The sequence below is a fragment of the Bradyrhizobium sp. USDA 3262 genome (genome assembly GCF_054060035.1).
Map to the genome: position 1 here is coordinate 3466566 of NZ_JBSSCT010000001.1, position 14392 is coordinate 3480957.

Here is a 14392-nt window from a genome sequence, read left to right on the forward strand (position 1 = left end):
ACTGGACGGAAGCGAACATGGCATCTTTGATTCGACTGGGGATGCGCGTTTGGGCTGTCGTGCCACTGCTGCTCATTTTGACTGCGTCGCATAGTGTTGGTCAGACCGAGAATGGATCGACTGCGGTTCGAGCGGTCTCTCGGACGAGCAACCCGTTTGCAGCTTTCGTCTACGAAGCGTCAAAACGCTTTGCAGTTCCGGAGAACTTGATCAGTTCAGTCATTAGCATCGAAAGCGCTGGTGACGTACACGCGAAGTCCCCAAAGGGCGCAATCGGCCTGATGCAGATTATGCCGGCGACCTGGGCGGAACTTCGCGAACGCTATCATCTCGGAAGCGATCCCTACGATCCGCGCAACAACATTCTGGCCGGCACGGCGTATCTCGGCGAACTGCTTGACCGCTATGGTTCGCCCGGGGCGTTCGCCGCGTACAACGCGGGCCCAACTTGCTACGACGGGCATCTCGCGGGCGGTCCTTTGTCAGACGAAACGCGAGTATACGTGGCCAAGCTTGCAAATCTGCTCGGCATCGAACTGCCAGCGACTTGGGCCGCGAGCCAGCAGCCGTCAGCAGCTGCGACGCTGTTCGTCGGGCGAATTGACCCAGTCAAGGCGGGCGATCGGAAGCCGGCGTTCCTGTCCTCGACCGGCGCAACGACTGCAATCTCGTCGCGAGATGTTTTGCAGATGGTCCCCACGGCCACTGACGTGTTTGTCGCCCGGTCGAACTCGGGAACAGCGCGATGATCAGCTGTGCAGCATGGGAGGCGATCGCGTGGTTCAGCGAGGAAAACAGTCTGAGAGCAGGGACTGGTTGCAACACGACGGTATGCGTCCAGGGGCCGCACATGACGTCGGGTCTTGACGTGCCTAACGGCCTTACGTGGCAACGCTCCGAGCCAGAGAACTCCTACTCTGTGCGGGACGCAGCCATGGCAGCTTCCGCCTTCGCGATCACTGCTTCAGCCCGATCTGTTGCGGCACGGAGTTCCTCGCTCTTCCAAATATCAACCGAATGGCCGTCGTCAAACGACTCGTCCGTCGCGTCTTGCGTGCGTGAAAGCAACTCACGAAGCGCCGCAATGGCCTCGCAGAGCAGCTTGATATCTTCCCCGTTTCGGGAAGACTGGGTCATCTCTATAACGCCATCATACCCCAGCGCCATCGCTCTCGCCGAAGAGATTGTTCTTGCCTCCGAACGCCACCGGTCAAATCGCGCGGTCGACGGGCTTCGTGTCAAGTTCGATGCAGTACTCATGGAGGAAGCGGGTCAATCCATCCCAGTGCGACAGTGCATAACCGATCGCTTCTCCGAGATTGCTGCGGCCGGGCAGTTGAGGAAGCTGCACCTCCAGCTAGAAGCGAAGGCTGTCAATGACCGGCTTGGCGAATGCGCGCCGCATCGCCAGCCGATGCGCCGGCGATTGACCACGCAGCTGCGCTTCGAGGGCATAGAGGCTAGCGATGCGCCGCAGGGCCTCGTGCGAGACGGGCATGTCCTCGGACTGCGCAACTTCGTAGAACTTGTGCCCGGTGTGCGCCCAACACGCGGCGAGGATGACGTTTCCGGCGTCAGTCAGCCGACCGAATCCCGCGTATCCGTCGATGTGCAGAAGGCCCTTGAAGTGCGCCAGATGCGTAGCCGGGCGCTCCGCCTTGCGGTCGGACGCGAACACATAAACTGCAGCCGGCGGCTCAGGTCCAGCCAAGCTCCGTTGATCGTGGGCATACATCCACAGCCGTCCAGGCTTGGTGCGCCCTCCGCTCGGGGACGAGAGCGTCGGACTGCTTGGATAGCCCTGTTTACCAACCTGATGGAGAGCATGCGACGGTCCAAGTGCTGAACGCGAAGGAACGCATGGACCTCGCCCGGTGAATGGGATCGCAAGCGCGGTGTAGTGACGTCTGTCCGTTGTCGATGCAGGGAGCCCTGTCATGGCTGAAGTGCGAAGAGTCGGAGAAAAGCGTAGGAATGAGTTGACTTTGAACGCCCGATTAGGAAGGCGAGATAAAAGGGGCTCGCCGGTCGAACCGCAAGCCATTGACATGGCTTGGGTTCTAGCGTGCCGGTCGGTCGCGGCGCGTGCCGCGCCTTGCATCTTTAACAATGCAATCAAGGACAATCTCGGCACTGTAGGCGCTTTCGCCCACCTGGAGGACCGCCTGTGACCGCAGCCGATAGCGACCTGCGTATTCGGCCTGGGCGCATTCGCAGCACGCGCGCGCCGAAGCCGAAGAGTTTCATCAACCAGGTGCTGCGGGCGGCGAAGAAAGCAGGGCACACCCCAGCGCAGGCTATGGCCGGCAGGCGTTCGGCGGCCTATGGGCGCTCGACGTTTGGCCGCGGGCGCCTCGCCTTCAGCCGCGCCAGATTGTTCAGCCCGACGCGGCGCGCTGTGGTGAAGGCACGCGTGGTTCGGCATAAAGGGCGCGCCTTCCGTTCAGCACCACTGACCGCCCACCTCTCATATCTGAAGCGCGACGGCGTGACTCGGGGTGGTGAGCGCGCCGAGATGTTCGATGCGGGCACCGACCGCGCCGATAGCGCGGCTTTCGCGGAACGATGCAAGGACGACCGGCATCATTTCAGATTCATCGTCTCACCGGAGGATGCCGGCGACATGAACGACCTGCGCGCCTTTACCCGCGATCTCGCCACGCAGATGGAGACCGATCTAGGCACGCGGCTCGATTGGGTGGCTGTCGATCATTGGAATACCGATAACCCTCACGTTCATATTCTCGTTCGGGGAGTAGATGAGGAAGGGGCGGATCTAGTGATCTCCCGCGACTACATCAGCAGGGGACTGCGTTCACGCGCCGAGGAACTGGTCGCCATCGAACTGGGGCCAAAACCGGAGCATGAGATCCGCAATTCGCTGGAGAGGGAAGTCACGGCGGAACGATGGACGCGGCTCGATCGGGAGATCCGGCTGACTGCAGACGAGACCGGCACTATCGATCTTCGCCCAGAGAAGCCCGGCAAGTCCGACCCCGAGATCCGGCGCCTGATGGTCGCTCGCCTTCAACACCTGGAGAAGATGGGCCTGGCCGCATCCGCCGCACCTGCGGAATGGATGGTAGGGCTCGAGGCCGAGCGTAGCTTGCGCGACCTCGGCCTGCGCGGCGATATCATCAAGACCATGCACCGTGCCTTTACCGAGCGCGGGGAAGCGCGCGGCGTTGCCGACTTCGTCATCGACGGTGGACAGCCGACATCCCAGATTATCGGACGACTGGTCGATCGTGGATTGCACGACGAACTGACCGGCGAGGCCTACGCCACGATCGATGGAACAGACGGACGCGCTCACCACGTGCGCTTTCGAGGGCTCGAGGCCTTCGAACATGCGCCACCGGTCGGCGGCATCGTCGAAGTCCGACGCTTCGGTCAAGCCGGCGATCCGCGTCCCACCCTGGTGCTCGCGCCCCGTTCCGATATCGATCTTGGGGCGCAGGTCACCGCCAAGGGCGCGACCTGGCTCGACCACCGGCTCGTCGAACGCGAGCCCATGCCGCTCGCCATGGGCGGATTCGGCCGCGAGACCCGTGACGCCATGGAAGCCCGAACCGAGCATCTGATCCAGGAGGGCCTGGCGCGGCGGCAGGGCCAACGCATCATTCTGCAGCGCGATCTCCTTAATACGTTGCGCCGGCGCGAGTTGGAGGACGTGGCCGCACGGGTCTCGGCCGACACCGGCTTGCCTCATGTGAACGCCGCTTCCGGGGAGCATGTGGCCGGCACGTATCGCCAGCGGCTGACACTTACCTCGGGACGATTCGCCATGATCGATAATGGGCTCGGCTTCGCGCTCGTGCCCTGGTCACGTGAACTCGAAAAGCGGCTCGGCCAGCACGTCACCGGCGTCGTGAAGGACGGCGGCGGCATCGAATGGGGCCTTGGCCGCAAGCGCGACCTCGGCCTCTAGCAATCTCTCCAATTCAGTTGCGGAAGGGCGTTCGGGATGTCCGGAACCAAAATCCTCTGGGGACAGGTAATCGTTGTCGGTCTGATCGTTTTGTTGGCCATCTGGGGAGCCACCGAGTGGACAGCCTGGCGGCTCGCTTGGCAACCGGAGCTTGGGCGACCCTGGTTCGAACTATTAGGCTTCAAGATCTATTACCCGCCGGTCTTCTTCTGGTGGTGGTTCGTCTACGACGCCTACGCGCCTCAAATCTTTGTCGAGGGAGCCTTCATCGCGGCGTCAGGAACCTTCGTTTCGATCGCGGTGGCGATCGGCATGTCGGTGTGGCGCGCGCGTGAAGCCAAGAACGTCGAAACCTATGGTTCGGCGCGCTGGGCTAATGGCGACGAGGTTCGAGCGGCCGGTCTTCTCGGTCCGGATGGCGTTGTGCTTGGCAAACTCGACCGCGACTACCTCCGCCATGACGGACCGGAGCACGTACTGTGTTTTGCACCGACCCGGTCGGGCAAAGGTGTCGGCCTCGTCGTTCCCTCATTGCTGGCATGGGCGGGCTCGGCTATCGTCCACGACATCAAGGGCGAGAACTGGCAACTGACCGCGGGCTTTCGCTCGCGGCATGGCCGCGTCCTGTTGTTCGATCCCACCAATCCAAGGTCCTCGACCTACAACCCGCTCCTCGAAGTCCGGCGCGGGGAATGGGAGGTTCGCGACGTCCAGAACGTCGCGGACGTCCTGGTCGACCCCGAAGGCTCGCTCGACAAGCGGAACCATTGGGAGAAGACCAGTCATTCGCTTCTGGTCGGCGCCATACTCCATGTCCTCTATGCCGAGGCAGACAAGACCTTGGCCGGCGTCGCAGCTTTTCTTTCCGACCCGAAGCGGCCGATCGAAGCCACTCTAAAGGCGATGATGACTGCTCGGCACCTCGGCGAGCAGGGCGCTCATCCCGTGGTCGCATCGACCGCGCGCGAACTCCTCAATAAGTCGGAAAATGAACGTTCTGGTGTCCTATCCACGGCGATGTCGTTCCTCGGGCTGTACCGTGATCCAGTGGTGGCCCAGGTGACCTGCCGTTGCGATTGGCGGATCGCCGATCTGATCGCGGATAGCCACCCTACAACGTTGTATCTCGTAGTGCCGCCATCCGATATCTCACGGACCAAGCCGTTGATTCGTCTGGTGCTGAACCAGATTGGTCGTCGCCTAACCGAGGACCTGCACGCCTGCGACCGCCGGCATCGAGTCCTGATGATGCTCGACGAGTTCCCAGCGCTGGGGCGGCTCGATTTTTTCGAGTCCGCGCTCGCCTTCATGGCGGGGTACGGCATCAAGAGCTTCTTGATCGCGCAGTCGCTCAATCAGATCGAGAAGGCCTATGGGCCTAACAACGCCATCCTAGACAACTGCCACGTCCGCGTCAGCTTCGCGACCAACGACGAGCGGACGGCCAAACGTGTGTCCGACGCCTTGGGTACGGCGACCGAGATGCGGGCCATGAAGAACTACGCCGGGCACAGGTTGAATCCTTGGCTCGGTCACCTCATGGTCTCGCGCCAGGAAACGGCAAGGCCGCTTTTGACCCCGGGCGAAGTCATGCAGCTTCCGTCGATGGACGAGATCGTCATGGTGGCGGGCACGCCGCCGATCCGGGCCAAGAAGGTCCGCTACTACGAGGATCGGCGATTCGCCGAGAGGGTTCTACTGCCGCCTGATCCGGCGAGGGCCAGCCGATCATCGCGAACGGACGGGTGGTCAGCGCTCCGAACGCTAAAGCCGGCGGGAGGTCCAACTGACAAGGCCGCGGAGACCGAGAAAGACACGGCGAACAGCGGGCTCCGTCGTGAGCCGGAACTCCCCGATCACGTCGCGATCGTCAAGGAAACGACCGAACTGACGCCGGCAGAGGAATTTGCTGCCGTTCTTGACGACGACGAGGATGCAGTCCGCCAGTCTCGACTTATGCAGATGCTTGGCGTCGCGCGTCAAGTCGCTATGGACCCGAATGACGGTATGGAGCTCTGAGGCGATATGCGCGACCGGATGAACGTCTATTTCCCGCCCGAGCTTCTGAAACAGATTTCTGATCTTGCCGATCGCAAAAAGCTTTCGCGGTCTGCAATCGTGGAAGCGGCCGTCGCTTCGTTTCTGTCACCGGATGGAGCGGACAGGCGGGAAGCAGCATTTACCCGCCGTTTGGATCGGCTTTCCCGTCAGATGCAGAGGCTGGAACGTGACGTTGGTCTGACGGCCGAGACCTTGGCCCTCTTCATTCGTTTTTGGCTGACGATCACGCCACCGTTGCCCAACGATGCGCAAGCGGCCGCTCAAGCAAAGGGAAGGGAGCGCTTTGAAGGATTTGTCGAGGCGCTCGGGCGTCGTATGCAAAAGGGGCAAAGCTTTCTGCGCGAGATTCCAGAAGATATCCGCCGTCAGGAATCGGCCTAAGAGCCTGATTGAACCTATGTCGATAGACCATTTCGCCGCTCCTTCTTTTTCTACGCCAGCCTACTACCACCGCGAGTTAGCCGAACTGACAAAAGCTGGACGCGCTATCGGCTCGGGTGAGCTGAGAGCAAAGGGGCCAGCATGCAAATTTCAACAGCATGGCGTCGAATCGCGCGCGTTTTTCTCCCTTTTGCAGCTGGGTACTACCTCTCGTATCTGTTTCGAACGATCAACGCCGTGATCGCCAGCCATCTCAGCTCGGACACCGGGCTTGGGACTGCCGACCTCGGGTTGCTTACGTCAATCTATTTTCTTGTTCTGGCGGCGGCCCAGATCCCCGTCGGTATATTGTTGGACCACTTTGGTCCGCGTCGCGTCCAGAGCGTTCTGCTCTTGCTCGCAGCCGTCGGCGGCGGACTGTTTGCGGTATCGACCGGCTTCCTGTCGCTTTTGATCGCGCGCGCAATGATCGGGCTTGGCGTGGCGGCGGCACTGACCGCAGGACTGAAGTCGATCATCCTTTGGTTCCCTAGGGAACAAGTTGCCTTACTGAACGGCTATATGATCATGCTGGGCTCGCTAGGAGCGGTGACCGCGACGGCTCCCGTCGAACACCTGCTGACGTCGATGGGCTGGCGGCAGCTCTTTGAGATTCTGGCAGTCGCGACCGGTACGACGGCCATTCTCATCTATCTTGTGGTGCCTGAACGAAGCGTAGCCCCATCAACAGCTTCCGCCACCCTGAGCTCCGTTTTCAGCGATCGGCGCTTTTGGCGAATGGCCCCGTTGTCGGCGACTTGCATTGGATCGGCTTGGTCTCTGCAGGGATTGTGGGCATCGCCATGGCTGACCGACGTAGAGGGGTTTGATCGCGCAAGTCTCATCAGACAGCTCTTCATTATGTCGATCGTACTTAGCGCTGGTGCCTGGTTGTTCGGTATGACAGTCCATTGCGTCAAACGAAGGGGAATCGGGGCGGAGACAATATTGGCGATAGCTGCGGTACTATTTATCGCAGCCGAGCGTGCCTTGATCCTGCGAGCGTCTCTGCCATCTATCTTGCTCTGGTCTGTTGTCGCAATTGTAGGAACGGCAACTGTGGTCAGCTTCGCCGTGGTGGCGGATTACTTTCCGCCAGAGCTTGCCGGTCGTGCCAACGGTGCCTTGAACGTCTTGCACTTTGGTTGGGCGTTTCTAGCACAATACGCAACAGGTCTTATCCTGGAGCAATGGTCTGCGAATGATGGCCATAGGCCCGTCCAAGCCTATCAAGCAGCGTTCGGTTTCAACGTAGCGCTGCAGATCGCGACGTTTCTCTGGTTCGCGCTGCCTTGGTTTCGGTCCTTTGCGTCATGGGTGGGTTCAATCTGTCTCGAGATGTCGGCTAGCACCTTCGAACCTGCCGAGTCAGTTGGCTTGTACCAGAATTCGGCCATCCTCCTGCCCCCGGATGACGATGCGGAGTGGTGAGCACAAACTCGCAGCGAACCGATACGATTGAGTAGGTGTCAAAAAAATCGCCTCTCAATCTTTCTTTTTCTACGCCAGTCTTCGATCACCGAAAGCGCTTGTTGCGCTAAGTCCGTTGGTGCCTTTTCTAATCGTCCCCATCTGGGCGCCCCTCTGTGGACGCCCTCATTCGGGGAGGGCAACGGTGGCAATCCATTCCTTTCAATCGGAGGCGAATTCGCGCGGTGCGCGAATGCTGCGTAGTGCTCTTGGCCCAGCGATCGCCGGATACCTCGAGGATCAATCGATCATCGAGGTAATGCTCAACCCAGATGGGCGGCTGTGGATCGACCGTTTGTCGCATGGCCTGACCGATACAGGCGAAACTCTGTCCGCAGCGGATGGCGAGCGCATTGTTCGTCTGGTTGCGCACCATGTAGGCGCCGAAGTGCATGCCGGCGCGCCACGGGTCTCGGCCGAATTGCCTGAGACCGGCGAACGCTTCGAAGGGCTCGTGCCCCCAGTCGTTGCAGCACCGGCCTTTGCTATCCGCAAGCCCGCCGTCGCCGTGTTTACGCTGGATGACTACGTCGTCAAAGAGATCATGACATCGGAACAGGCCAACATCCTGAAAAGCGCAGTCGCCTCACGCAAGAACATCCTCGTCGCCGGCGGGACATCGACCGGCAAGACAACATTGACGAATGCGCTCTTAGCCGAGGTGGCAAAGACTTCTGATCGGGTCGTGCTGATCGAAGATACCCGCGAACTTCAGTGCAAAGCGCCCAATCTCGTCGCTTTGCGTACCAAAGATGGCGTGGCCACGTTATCGGACCTCGTTCGCTCCTCGCTGCGACTGCGTCCTGACCGGATTCCAGTCGGCGAAGTTCGCGGTGCTGAAGCACTCGATCTGCTCAAGGCCTGGGGCACCGGCCACCCCGGCGGCATCGGCACTATTCATGCGGGCACTGCGCTCGGTGCCCTGCGGCGGCTCGAGCAACTCATCCAGGAAGCCGTCATCACGGTTCCGCGCGCCCTGATCGCTGAGACCATCAACCTCGTTGCTGTGCTTGCGGGGCGCGGCGCTGACCGTCGCCTCGCTGAGCTTGCTCTCGTCACCGGGCTAGGGCCCGCCGGCGACTACGACCTTTCATCAACAGGAGACTGACATGCGTCCGCAATTTCGCTTTCCTCGAGATGCCGCTTCACTGGCCATGTCCGGGATGCTTCTTTTGGCGTCGGCACCGGCCTGGGCTGCCGGATCGAACATGCCGTGGGAGCAGCCACTCAATCAGATCCTGCAGTCGGTCGAGGGGCCAGTCGCCAAGATCATTGCCGTCATCATCATCGTCGTAACCGGGCTCACGCTCGCGTTCGGAGACTCGTCGGGTGGTTTCCGCAGGCTGATCCAGATCGTGTTCGGTCTGTCGATCGCGTTTGCCGCCTCGAGTTTCTTCCTTTCGTTCTTCTCCTTCGGCGGCGGCGTGGTGATCTGATGGATGAACCAGTCACAGGCTTTGTCGTGCTCGTTCATCGCGCGCTCACTGAGCCAATCCTGATGGGCGGCGCGCCACGGTCGGTCGCGATCGTCAACGGTACGCTTGCTGCAGCCTTGGGGCTCGGGCTTCGGCTCTGGATCGCGGGCCTTGTCCTGTGGTTCATCGGCCACATGGCCGCCGTCTGGGCAGCCAAGCGCGATCCTGCGTTTGTCGACGTCGTGCGCCGACATCTTCGCATTCCCGGCCACCTCAACGCCTGAGCTCTCTACCATGATGAACCTTGCCGAATACCGCCATTCCAACGCGCGTCTTGCGGACTTCTTGCCGTGGGCCGCCATAGTCGACGAGGGAATCATCCTGAACAAGGACGGTTCGTTTCAACGGACGGCGAAATTCCGTGGCCCCGACCTCGACAGCGCGGTCCCGGCTGAGCTTGTCGCCGTCGCCGGTCGTCTGAACAACGCCCTGCGCCGCCTCGGATCAGGTTGGGCCGTATTCGTCGAGGCACAGCGCCATTTTGCCGGGGCCTATCCTCCGAGTACATTTCCGGATGTCGCATCCGCACTGGTCGACGCCGAGCGCAGAGCTCAGTTCGAAGAGGCGGGCGCCCACTATGAGTCCAGTTATTTCCTCACCTTTCTCTATCTGCCCCCCGAGGAAGGAGCCGCCAAGGCAGAACGACTGCTTTACGAGGGGCGTGATCGCACTGTTGGAGCCGACGCGCGCGAGGTGCTGCGCGGGTTTGTCGATCAAACCAACCGCGTGCTGCAACTCGTCGAAGGGTTCATGCCGGAGTGCACCTGGCTCGATGACCAGGATACTCTGACCTATCTGCACTCGACGATCTCGACCAAACGTCATCGGGTTCGAGTGCCCGAAATTCCCATGTACATCGATGCGCTCTTGGCCGACCAGCCGTTGACCGGCGGGCTAGAGCCGATGTTGGGCTCAGCCAATCTTCGGGTCCTAACAATTGTCGGCTTTCCGGGCGCCACGACGCCGGGAATCCTAGACGACCTGAATCGCCTGCCATTCTCTTATCGTTGGTCGACCCGGGCGATCATGCTCGACAAGACAGACGCCACCAAGCTGCTGACCAAGATTCGGCGGCAGTGGTTCGCCAAGCGAAAGTCGATTGGCGCCATTCTCAAGGAGGTCATGACCAACGAGGCGTCGACGCTGCTCGATACCGACGCCCACAACAAGGCGCTCGATGCTGACGCAGCGTTGCAGGAACTGGGGTCCGATCAGATCGGACAAGCCTTTGTCACCGCGACCATCACTGTCTGGGACCGCGATCCCAATGCCGCCGATGAAAAGCTGCGGCTGGTCGAGAAGGTAATCCAGGGGCGTGATTTCACCTGCATGATCGAGACGGTGAACGCCGTCGAAGCCTGGCTCGGCAGTCTGCCGGGGCATGTCTATGCGAACGTGCGTCAGCCGCCGGTTTCGACCCTCAACCTCGCCCATATGATTCCGATTTCCGCCATATGGGCCGGCGAGGCGAGGGATCTGCACTTCAAGGGGCCGCCCCTCCTGTTCGGCAAGACCGAGGGATCGACCCCGTTCCGATTTTCCCTCCACGTCGGCGACGTCGGCCATACCCTTGTGGTCGGACCGACGGGGGCCGGCAAGTCGGTACTGCTCGCTCTGATGGCACTGCAATTCCGCCGCTACCCGAACTCCCAGATCTTTGCGTTCGATTTCGGTGGTTCGATCAGGGCGGCCGCGCTCGGCATGGGCGGCGACTGGCATGATTTGGGCGGTGCTTTGTCTGACGGAAGTGATCGGCCCGTCGCGCTGCAGCCGCTGGCTTGGATCGATGATCCCTCAGAGCGCGGATGGGCCACCGAATGGATCTGCGCGATCCTGGCACGGGAAAAAATCGAGATCACCCCGGAGGTCAAGGATCATCTGTGGTCGGCGCTGACGTCTCTCGCCTCGGCGCCGATGCAGGAACGCACCCTGACCGGCCTGTCAGTCCTCCTCCAATCCAACTCCCTGAAACGTGCACTGCAACCCTATTGCGTGGGTGGTCCCTCGGGGCGCCTGCTCGATGCCGAATTCGAGCGCCTTGGCGAAGCGTCGGTCCAGGCATTTGAGACCGAAGGCTTGATCGGAACGAGTGCTGCGCCGGCCGTGCTGGCTTACCTCTTCCATCGTATTGGGGACCGTCTCGATGGTCGGCCGACGCTCCTTATGGTCGATGAGGGTTGGCTTGCCCTCGATGATGAGGATTTCGCGGGGCAGCTCCGGGAGTGGCTGAAAACGCTTCGGAAAAAGAATGCCTCCGTCATCTTCGCTACCCAGTCGCTCTCGGATGTCGACGGCTCAGCGATCGCGCCGGCGATCATCGAAAGCTGCCCAACTCGCTTATTGCTGCCGAACGAACGGGCGATCGAACCGCAAATCACCGCCATCTACCGCCGCTTCGGCCTCAATGACCGCCAGATCGAGTTATTGAGTCGGGCAACGCCAAAACGCGACTATTACTGCCAGTCCCGTCGCGGCAACCGGATGTTCGAACTCGGGCTTGGTGAGGTTGCGCTCGCATTCACCGCGGCCTCTTCCAAGACAGACCAAGCTGCCATCGCGCAGCTCTTCGCCGAACATGGACCTGACGGCTTCGTGCCGGCCTGGCTCCAGCACCGTGGCGTCGCCTGGGCCATAGATCTAATTCCCAATCTCGTCAATCTGGAGAAATCGCCATGAGGCGTCTTGCCCTATTGGCCGCAGCCGGCGTCACTGCGCTGGCGCTTGGCGTTGCGATCCCCGCACGGGCGCTGATCGTTTTCGATCCCAACAACTACGTTCAGAATGTCCTGACCGCTGCGCGCGAGCTTCAGCAGATCAACAACCAGATCACCTCGTTGCAGAACGAGGCGCAGATGCTGATCAATCAGGCGAAGAATCTGGCGAACCTTCCGTATTCGTCGCTGCAGCAATTTCTATCCTCGATTCAGCGGACCCAACAGTTGCTGGCGCAGGCTCAGCGCATCGCCTACGACGTCCAGGAAATCGATCGCGCCTTCTCGACCAGCTACGCGCCAGCCACCAGCAACCAGTCGAACCAGCTGCTGGTCGCCAACGCTCAAGCGCGATGGCAAAATTCCTATGCCGCGACGCAAGACGCGCTTCGCGTCCAAGCCGGCATCGTTGGTAACCTCGACACCAATCGCATCCAGACATCCGCGCTCGTGACGTCAAGCCAGGGGGCCGCCGGCGCGCTGCAGGCAACGCAGGCTGGCAATCAGATCCTCGCGCTTCAAGCGCAACAACTTGCCGATCTCACGGCGGCCACGGCGGCGCAGGGCAGGGCGCAGAGCCTCGAAGCGGCGCAGCGCGCCGCGGCCCAGGATCAGGGTCGAGAGCAGCTCAAGCGCTTCCTAACACCAGGACAGGGCTATCAATCCTCCAATGTACAGATGTTCCACTGATGACCGACGTAAAGGCATTCAAGGCGCTTTCGCTGCTTACGACAATCGGCCTAGTGGCCGTCGCCGCCTGCACGATTCAGCTGCGCGGACTGGACGCGTCTCGGTCGGCACCGAAGGCGGAGCAAGGGACCGATGCAGCCAGCTCCGAGCTCGCACGCTGCCGCGGTGTCACTCCAGAGGACACAGTGGGTTATCGGCATTGCAAGCAGATTTGGGACGAAAACCGGCGTCGCTTCTTTGGCAAAAGAATCGGCCCAGCAGACCCTGGCCAGAATGATTCCTTCGCAGGGCTGGCGCCCGCCCCAAAGGATCAGAGCCGGATCCCGCAAGCATATCCGCAACCGGCGACACCCGAGGCGAGCAAGCCATGACGGGTACCGGGATCATCGACCAGTTCTTGGAAACGTTTACGCGTTATATCGATAACGGATTCGGGTTGCTGGGCAGTGACGTTGGATATCTCGCGACGACACTCGCCGCGATCGACATCACTCTCGCTGCGTTGTTCTGGAGTTGGGGAACTGACGAGGACATCATCGCGCGGCTCGTCAAGAAGACCCTCTTCGTGGGCGTCTTTGCCTACCTCATCGGCAACTGGAACAACCTGGCGCGCATCGTTTTCGAGAGCTTTGCCGGACTTGGGCTGAAAGCGTCGGGTGCAAGCCTATCCGCATCCGATTTCCTGAGGCCGGGAAAGATCGCCCAAGTCGGACTCGATGCCGGCCGACCACTGCTCGATTCGATCTCGAACCTGATGGGTTACATCAGCTTTTTCGAGAATTTCGTTCAGATCGTCGTTCTCTTATTCGCATGGGTCGTGGTGCTGCTCGCCTTCTTCATTTTGGCGATCCAACTTTTCGTCACTCTGATCGAGTTCAAGCTTACGACGCTGGCCGGCTTCGTGCTCATTCCATTTGGTCTGTTTGGCAAGACCGCCTTTGCCGCTGAGCGGGTCCTGGGCAATGTAATATCTTCGGGGATAAAGGTTCTGGTCCTAGCTGTCATCGTGGGCATCGGTTCGACCCTGTTCTCGCAGTTCACCTCTGGTTTCCGAGGTGCTCAGCCGACCATTGAAGACGCAATGACGCTAGTGCTCGCGGCGCTCTCCCTGCTGGGCCTCGGCATCTTCGGTCCGGGTATTGCAAACGGCCTGGTATCTGGCGGACCGCAGCTCGGCGCCGGTGCGGCGATTGGATCGGGTTTGGCTGCTGGCGGGCTTGTTGCGGCAGGTGCTGGTGTAGCGGCCGGTGCTGGTCTCGCTAGTGGCGCGATTGCAGGCGCCGCGCGCGGTGGCGGCGCTGTCCTAAGCGGAGCGTCAGCCGCCTATCGAAACGGCGGCCTTGCCGGCGTCGCGGAGGCTGGCGCTTCGGCTGCCATGAGTCCTTTGCGTCGCGCAGCGGCTGCCGTCGGAGGTGAGCAAGCGGGCGAACGGGCGGCGAGCACCTCGGCCGAGGGGCGGCCTGATTGGGCGCGCCGGATGAAGCGTGCCGAGACTATTCGGCATGGTGCTTCGGCTGCCGGCCACGCGGTCCGCTCGGGCGATCACGGTGGCAGCGGCTCCTCCGTCGATTTGTCCGAAGGAGAGCGCTGAGACGCACCACTGTACCTACGCCGCACAGCAGCACCTCAACCCT

The 14392-nt window shown here is 61.2% G+C and carries 13 protein-coding genes and 1 pseudogene; 12 read left to right on the forward strand and 2 right to left on the reverse strand.

All coding sequences use genetic code 11. The features are described 5' to 3' along the window. Positions 1-17 precede the first annotated feature (17 nt). Positions 18-749, forward strand: a complete 732-nt coding sequence (locus ACVWYP_RS15960) for a lytic transglycosylase domain-containing protein (RefSeq protein ID WP_210262968.1) — start codon at positions 18-20, stop codon at positions 747-749. A gap of 163 nt (positions 750-912) precedes the next feature. Here ACVWYP_RS15960 and ACVWYP_RS15965 read toward each other — a convergent pair whose 3' ends face one another. Both ACVWYP_RS15965 and ACVWYP_RS15970 read right to left on the reverse strand, forming a co-directional pair. Next, the gene (locus tag ACVWYP_RS15965; protein WP_016845865.1) at positions 913-1167 is read right to left on the reverse strand and encodes a hypothetical protein; all 255 of its coding nucleotides are present in this window, start codon (positions 1165-1167) and stop codon (positions 913-915) included. 43 nt (positions 1168-1210) lie between these two features. Beyond that, positions 1211-2101, reverse strand: a pseudogene (locus ACVWYP_RS15970) (IS66 family transposase). A 66-nt stretch (positions 2102-2167) separates the two neighbouring features. On the opposite strand from ACVWYP_RS15970, the gene ACVWYP_RS15975 reads away from it, so the two are divergent. From ACVWYP_RS15975 to trbL, 11 genes are all read left to right on the forward strand, one after another. Beyond that, positions 2168-3931: a relaxase/mobilization nuclease domain-containing protein gene (locus ACVWYP_RS15975; protein WP_028343870.1), complete on the forward strand. Its 1764-nt coding sequence runs from the start codon at positions 2168-2170 to the stop codon at positions 3929-3931. 36 nt (positions 3932-3967) lie between these two features. Then, positions 3968-5950 (forward strand): conjugal transfer protein TraG, encoded by a 1983-nt coding sequence (locus tag ACVWYP_RS15980; protein ID WP_028343871.1) that lies wholly within the window; start codon positions 3968-3970, stop codon positions 5948-5950. A 6-nt stretch (positions 5951-5956) separates the two neighbouring features. Next, on the forward strand, positions 5957-6373 hold the full coding sequence (locus tag ACVWYP_RS15985) for a CopG family transcriptional regulator (protein WP_018270307.1): 417 nt from the start codon (positions 5957-5959) through the stop codon (positions 6371-6373). Between the two features lie 141 nt (positions 6374-6514). Continuing rightward, entirely contained in the window at positions 6515-7843 is a 1329-nt protein-coding gene (locus ACVWYP_RS15990; protein WP_456684115.1) for an MFS transporter, read from the forward strand. Between the two features lie 232 nt (positions 7844-8075). Further along, positions 8076-8990, forward strand: coding sequence for a P-type conjugative transfer ATPase TrbB (gene trbB, locus ACVWYP_RS15995; RefSeq protein ID WP_016845878.1), 915 nt, complete (start codon positions 8076-8078; stop codon positions 8988-8990). Between the two features lie 46 nt (positions 8991-9036). Then, a complete protein-coding gene (locus ACVWYP_RS16000; protein WP_018270309.1) occupies positions 9037-9318 on the forward strand; it encodes a TrbC/VirB2 family protein in 282 nt (93 codons plus the stop codon). Continuing rightward, positions 9318-9581 (forward strand): VirB3 family type IV secretion system protein, encoded by a 264-nt coding sequence (locus ACVWYP_RS16005; RefSeq protein WP_018270310.1) that lies wholly within the window; start codon positions 9318-9320, stop codon positions 9579-9581. Before ACVWYP_RS16000 ends, ACVWYP_RS16005 begins: the two co-directional genes overlap by 1 nt. Positions 9582-9591: 10 nt before the next feature. Then, positions 9592-12033 (forward strand): conjugal transfer protein TrbE, encoded by a 2442-nt coding sequence (gene trbE / locus ACVWYP_RS16010; RefSeq protein WP_028343872.1) that lies wholly within the window; start codon positions 9592-9594, stop codon positions 12031-12033. Then, entirely contained in the window at positions 12030-12758 is a 729-nt protein-coding gene (gene trbJ, locus ACVWYP_RS16015; RefSeq protein WP_026192416.1) for a P-type conjugative transfer protein TrbJ, read from the forward strand. Before trbE ends, trbJ begins: the two co-directional genes overlap by 4 nt. Then, positions 12758-13129, forward strand: coding sequence for a putative entry exclusion protein TrbK-alt (gene trbK-alt / locus ACVWYP_RS16020; RefSeq protein ID WP_016845887.1), 372 nt, complete (start codon positions 12758-12760; stop codon positions 13127-13129). Before trbJ ends, trbK-alt begins: the two co-directional genes overlap by 1 nt. Continuing rightward, positions 13126-14349, forward strand: a complete 1224-nt coding sequence (gene trbL, locus ACVWYP_RS16025) for a P-type conjugative transfer protein TrbL (RefSeq protein WP_028343873.1) — start codon at positions 13126-13128, stop codon at positions 14347-14349. Before trbK-alt ends, trbL begins: the two co-directional genes overlap by 4 nt. The last annotated feature ends 43 nt before the right edge of the window (positions 14350-14392 follow it).

What these genes read in the sequence shown, in the direction of transcription:
- ACVWYP_RS15985 (WP_018270307.1), top strand. Translation starts at nt 5,957, where the DNA reads ATGCGCGACCGGATGAACGTCTATTTCCCGCCCGAGCTTCTGAAACAG.
- trbL (WP_028343873.1), top strand. Translation starts at nt 13,126, where the DNA reads ATGACGGGTACCGGGATCATCGACCAGTTCTTGGAAACGTTTACGCGT.
- ACVWYP_RS15980 (WP_028343871.1), top strand. Translation starts at nt 3,968, where the DNA reads ATGTCCGGAACCAAAATCCTCTGGGGACAGGTAATCGTTGTCGGTCTG.
- trbB (WP_016845878.1), top strand. Translation starts at nt 8,076, where the DNA reads ATGCTGCGTAGTGCTCTTGGCCCAGCGATCGCCGGATACCTCGAGGAT.
- ACVWYP_RS15960 (WP_210262968.1), top strand. Translation starts at nt 18, where the DNA reads ATGGCATCTTTGATTCGACTGGGGATGCGCGTTTGGGCTGTCGTGCCA.
- ACVWYP_RS15965 (WP_016845865.1), bottom strand. Translation starts at nt 1,167, where the DNA reads ATGGCGCTGGGGTATGATGGCGTTATAGAGATGACCCAGTCTTCCCGA.
- ACVWYP_RS15990 (WP_456684115.1), top strand. Translation starts at nt 6,515, where the DNA reads ATGCAAATTTCAACAGCATGGCGTCGAATCGCGCGCGTTTTTCTCCCT.
- trbK-alt (WP_016845887.1), top strand. Translation starts at nt 12,758, where the DNA reads ATGACCGACGTAAAGGCATTCAAGGCGCTTTCGCTGCTTACGACAATC.
- ACVWYP_RS16005 (WP_018270310.1), top strand. Translation starts at nt 9,318, where the DNA reads ATGGATGAACCAGTCACAGGCTTTGTCGTGCTCGTTCATCGCGCGCTC.
- trbJ (WP_026192416.1), top strand. Translation starts at nt 12,030, where the DNA reads ATGAGGCGTCTTGCCCTATTGGCCGCAGCCGGCGTCACTGCGCTGGCG.
- ACVWYP_RS16000 (WP_018270309.1), top strand. Translation starts at nt 9,037, where the DNA reads ATGTCCGGGATGCTTCTTTTGGCGTCGGCACCGGCCTGGGCTGCCGGA.
- trbE (WP_028343872.1), top strand. Translation starts at nt 9,592, where the DNA reads ATGATGAACCTTGCCGAATACCGCCATTCCAACGCGCGTCTTGCGGAC.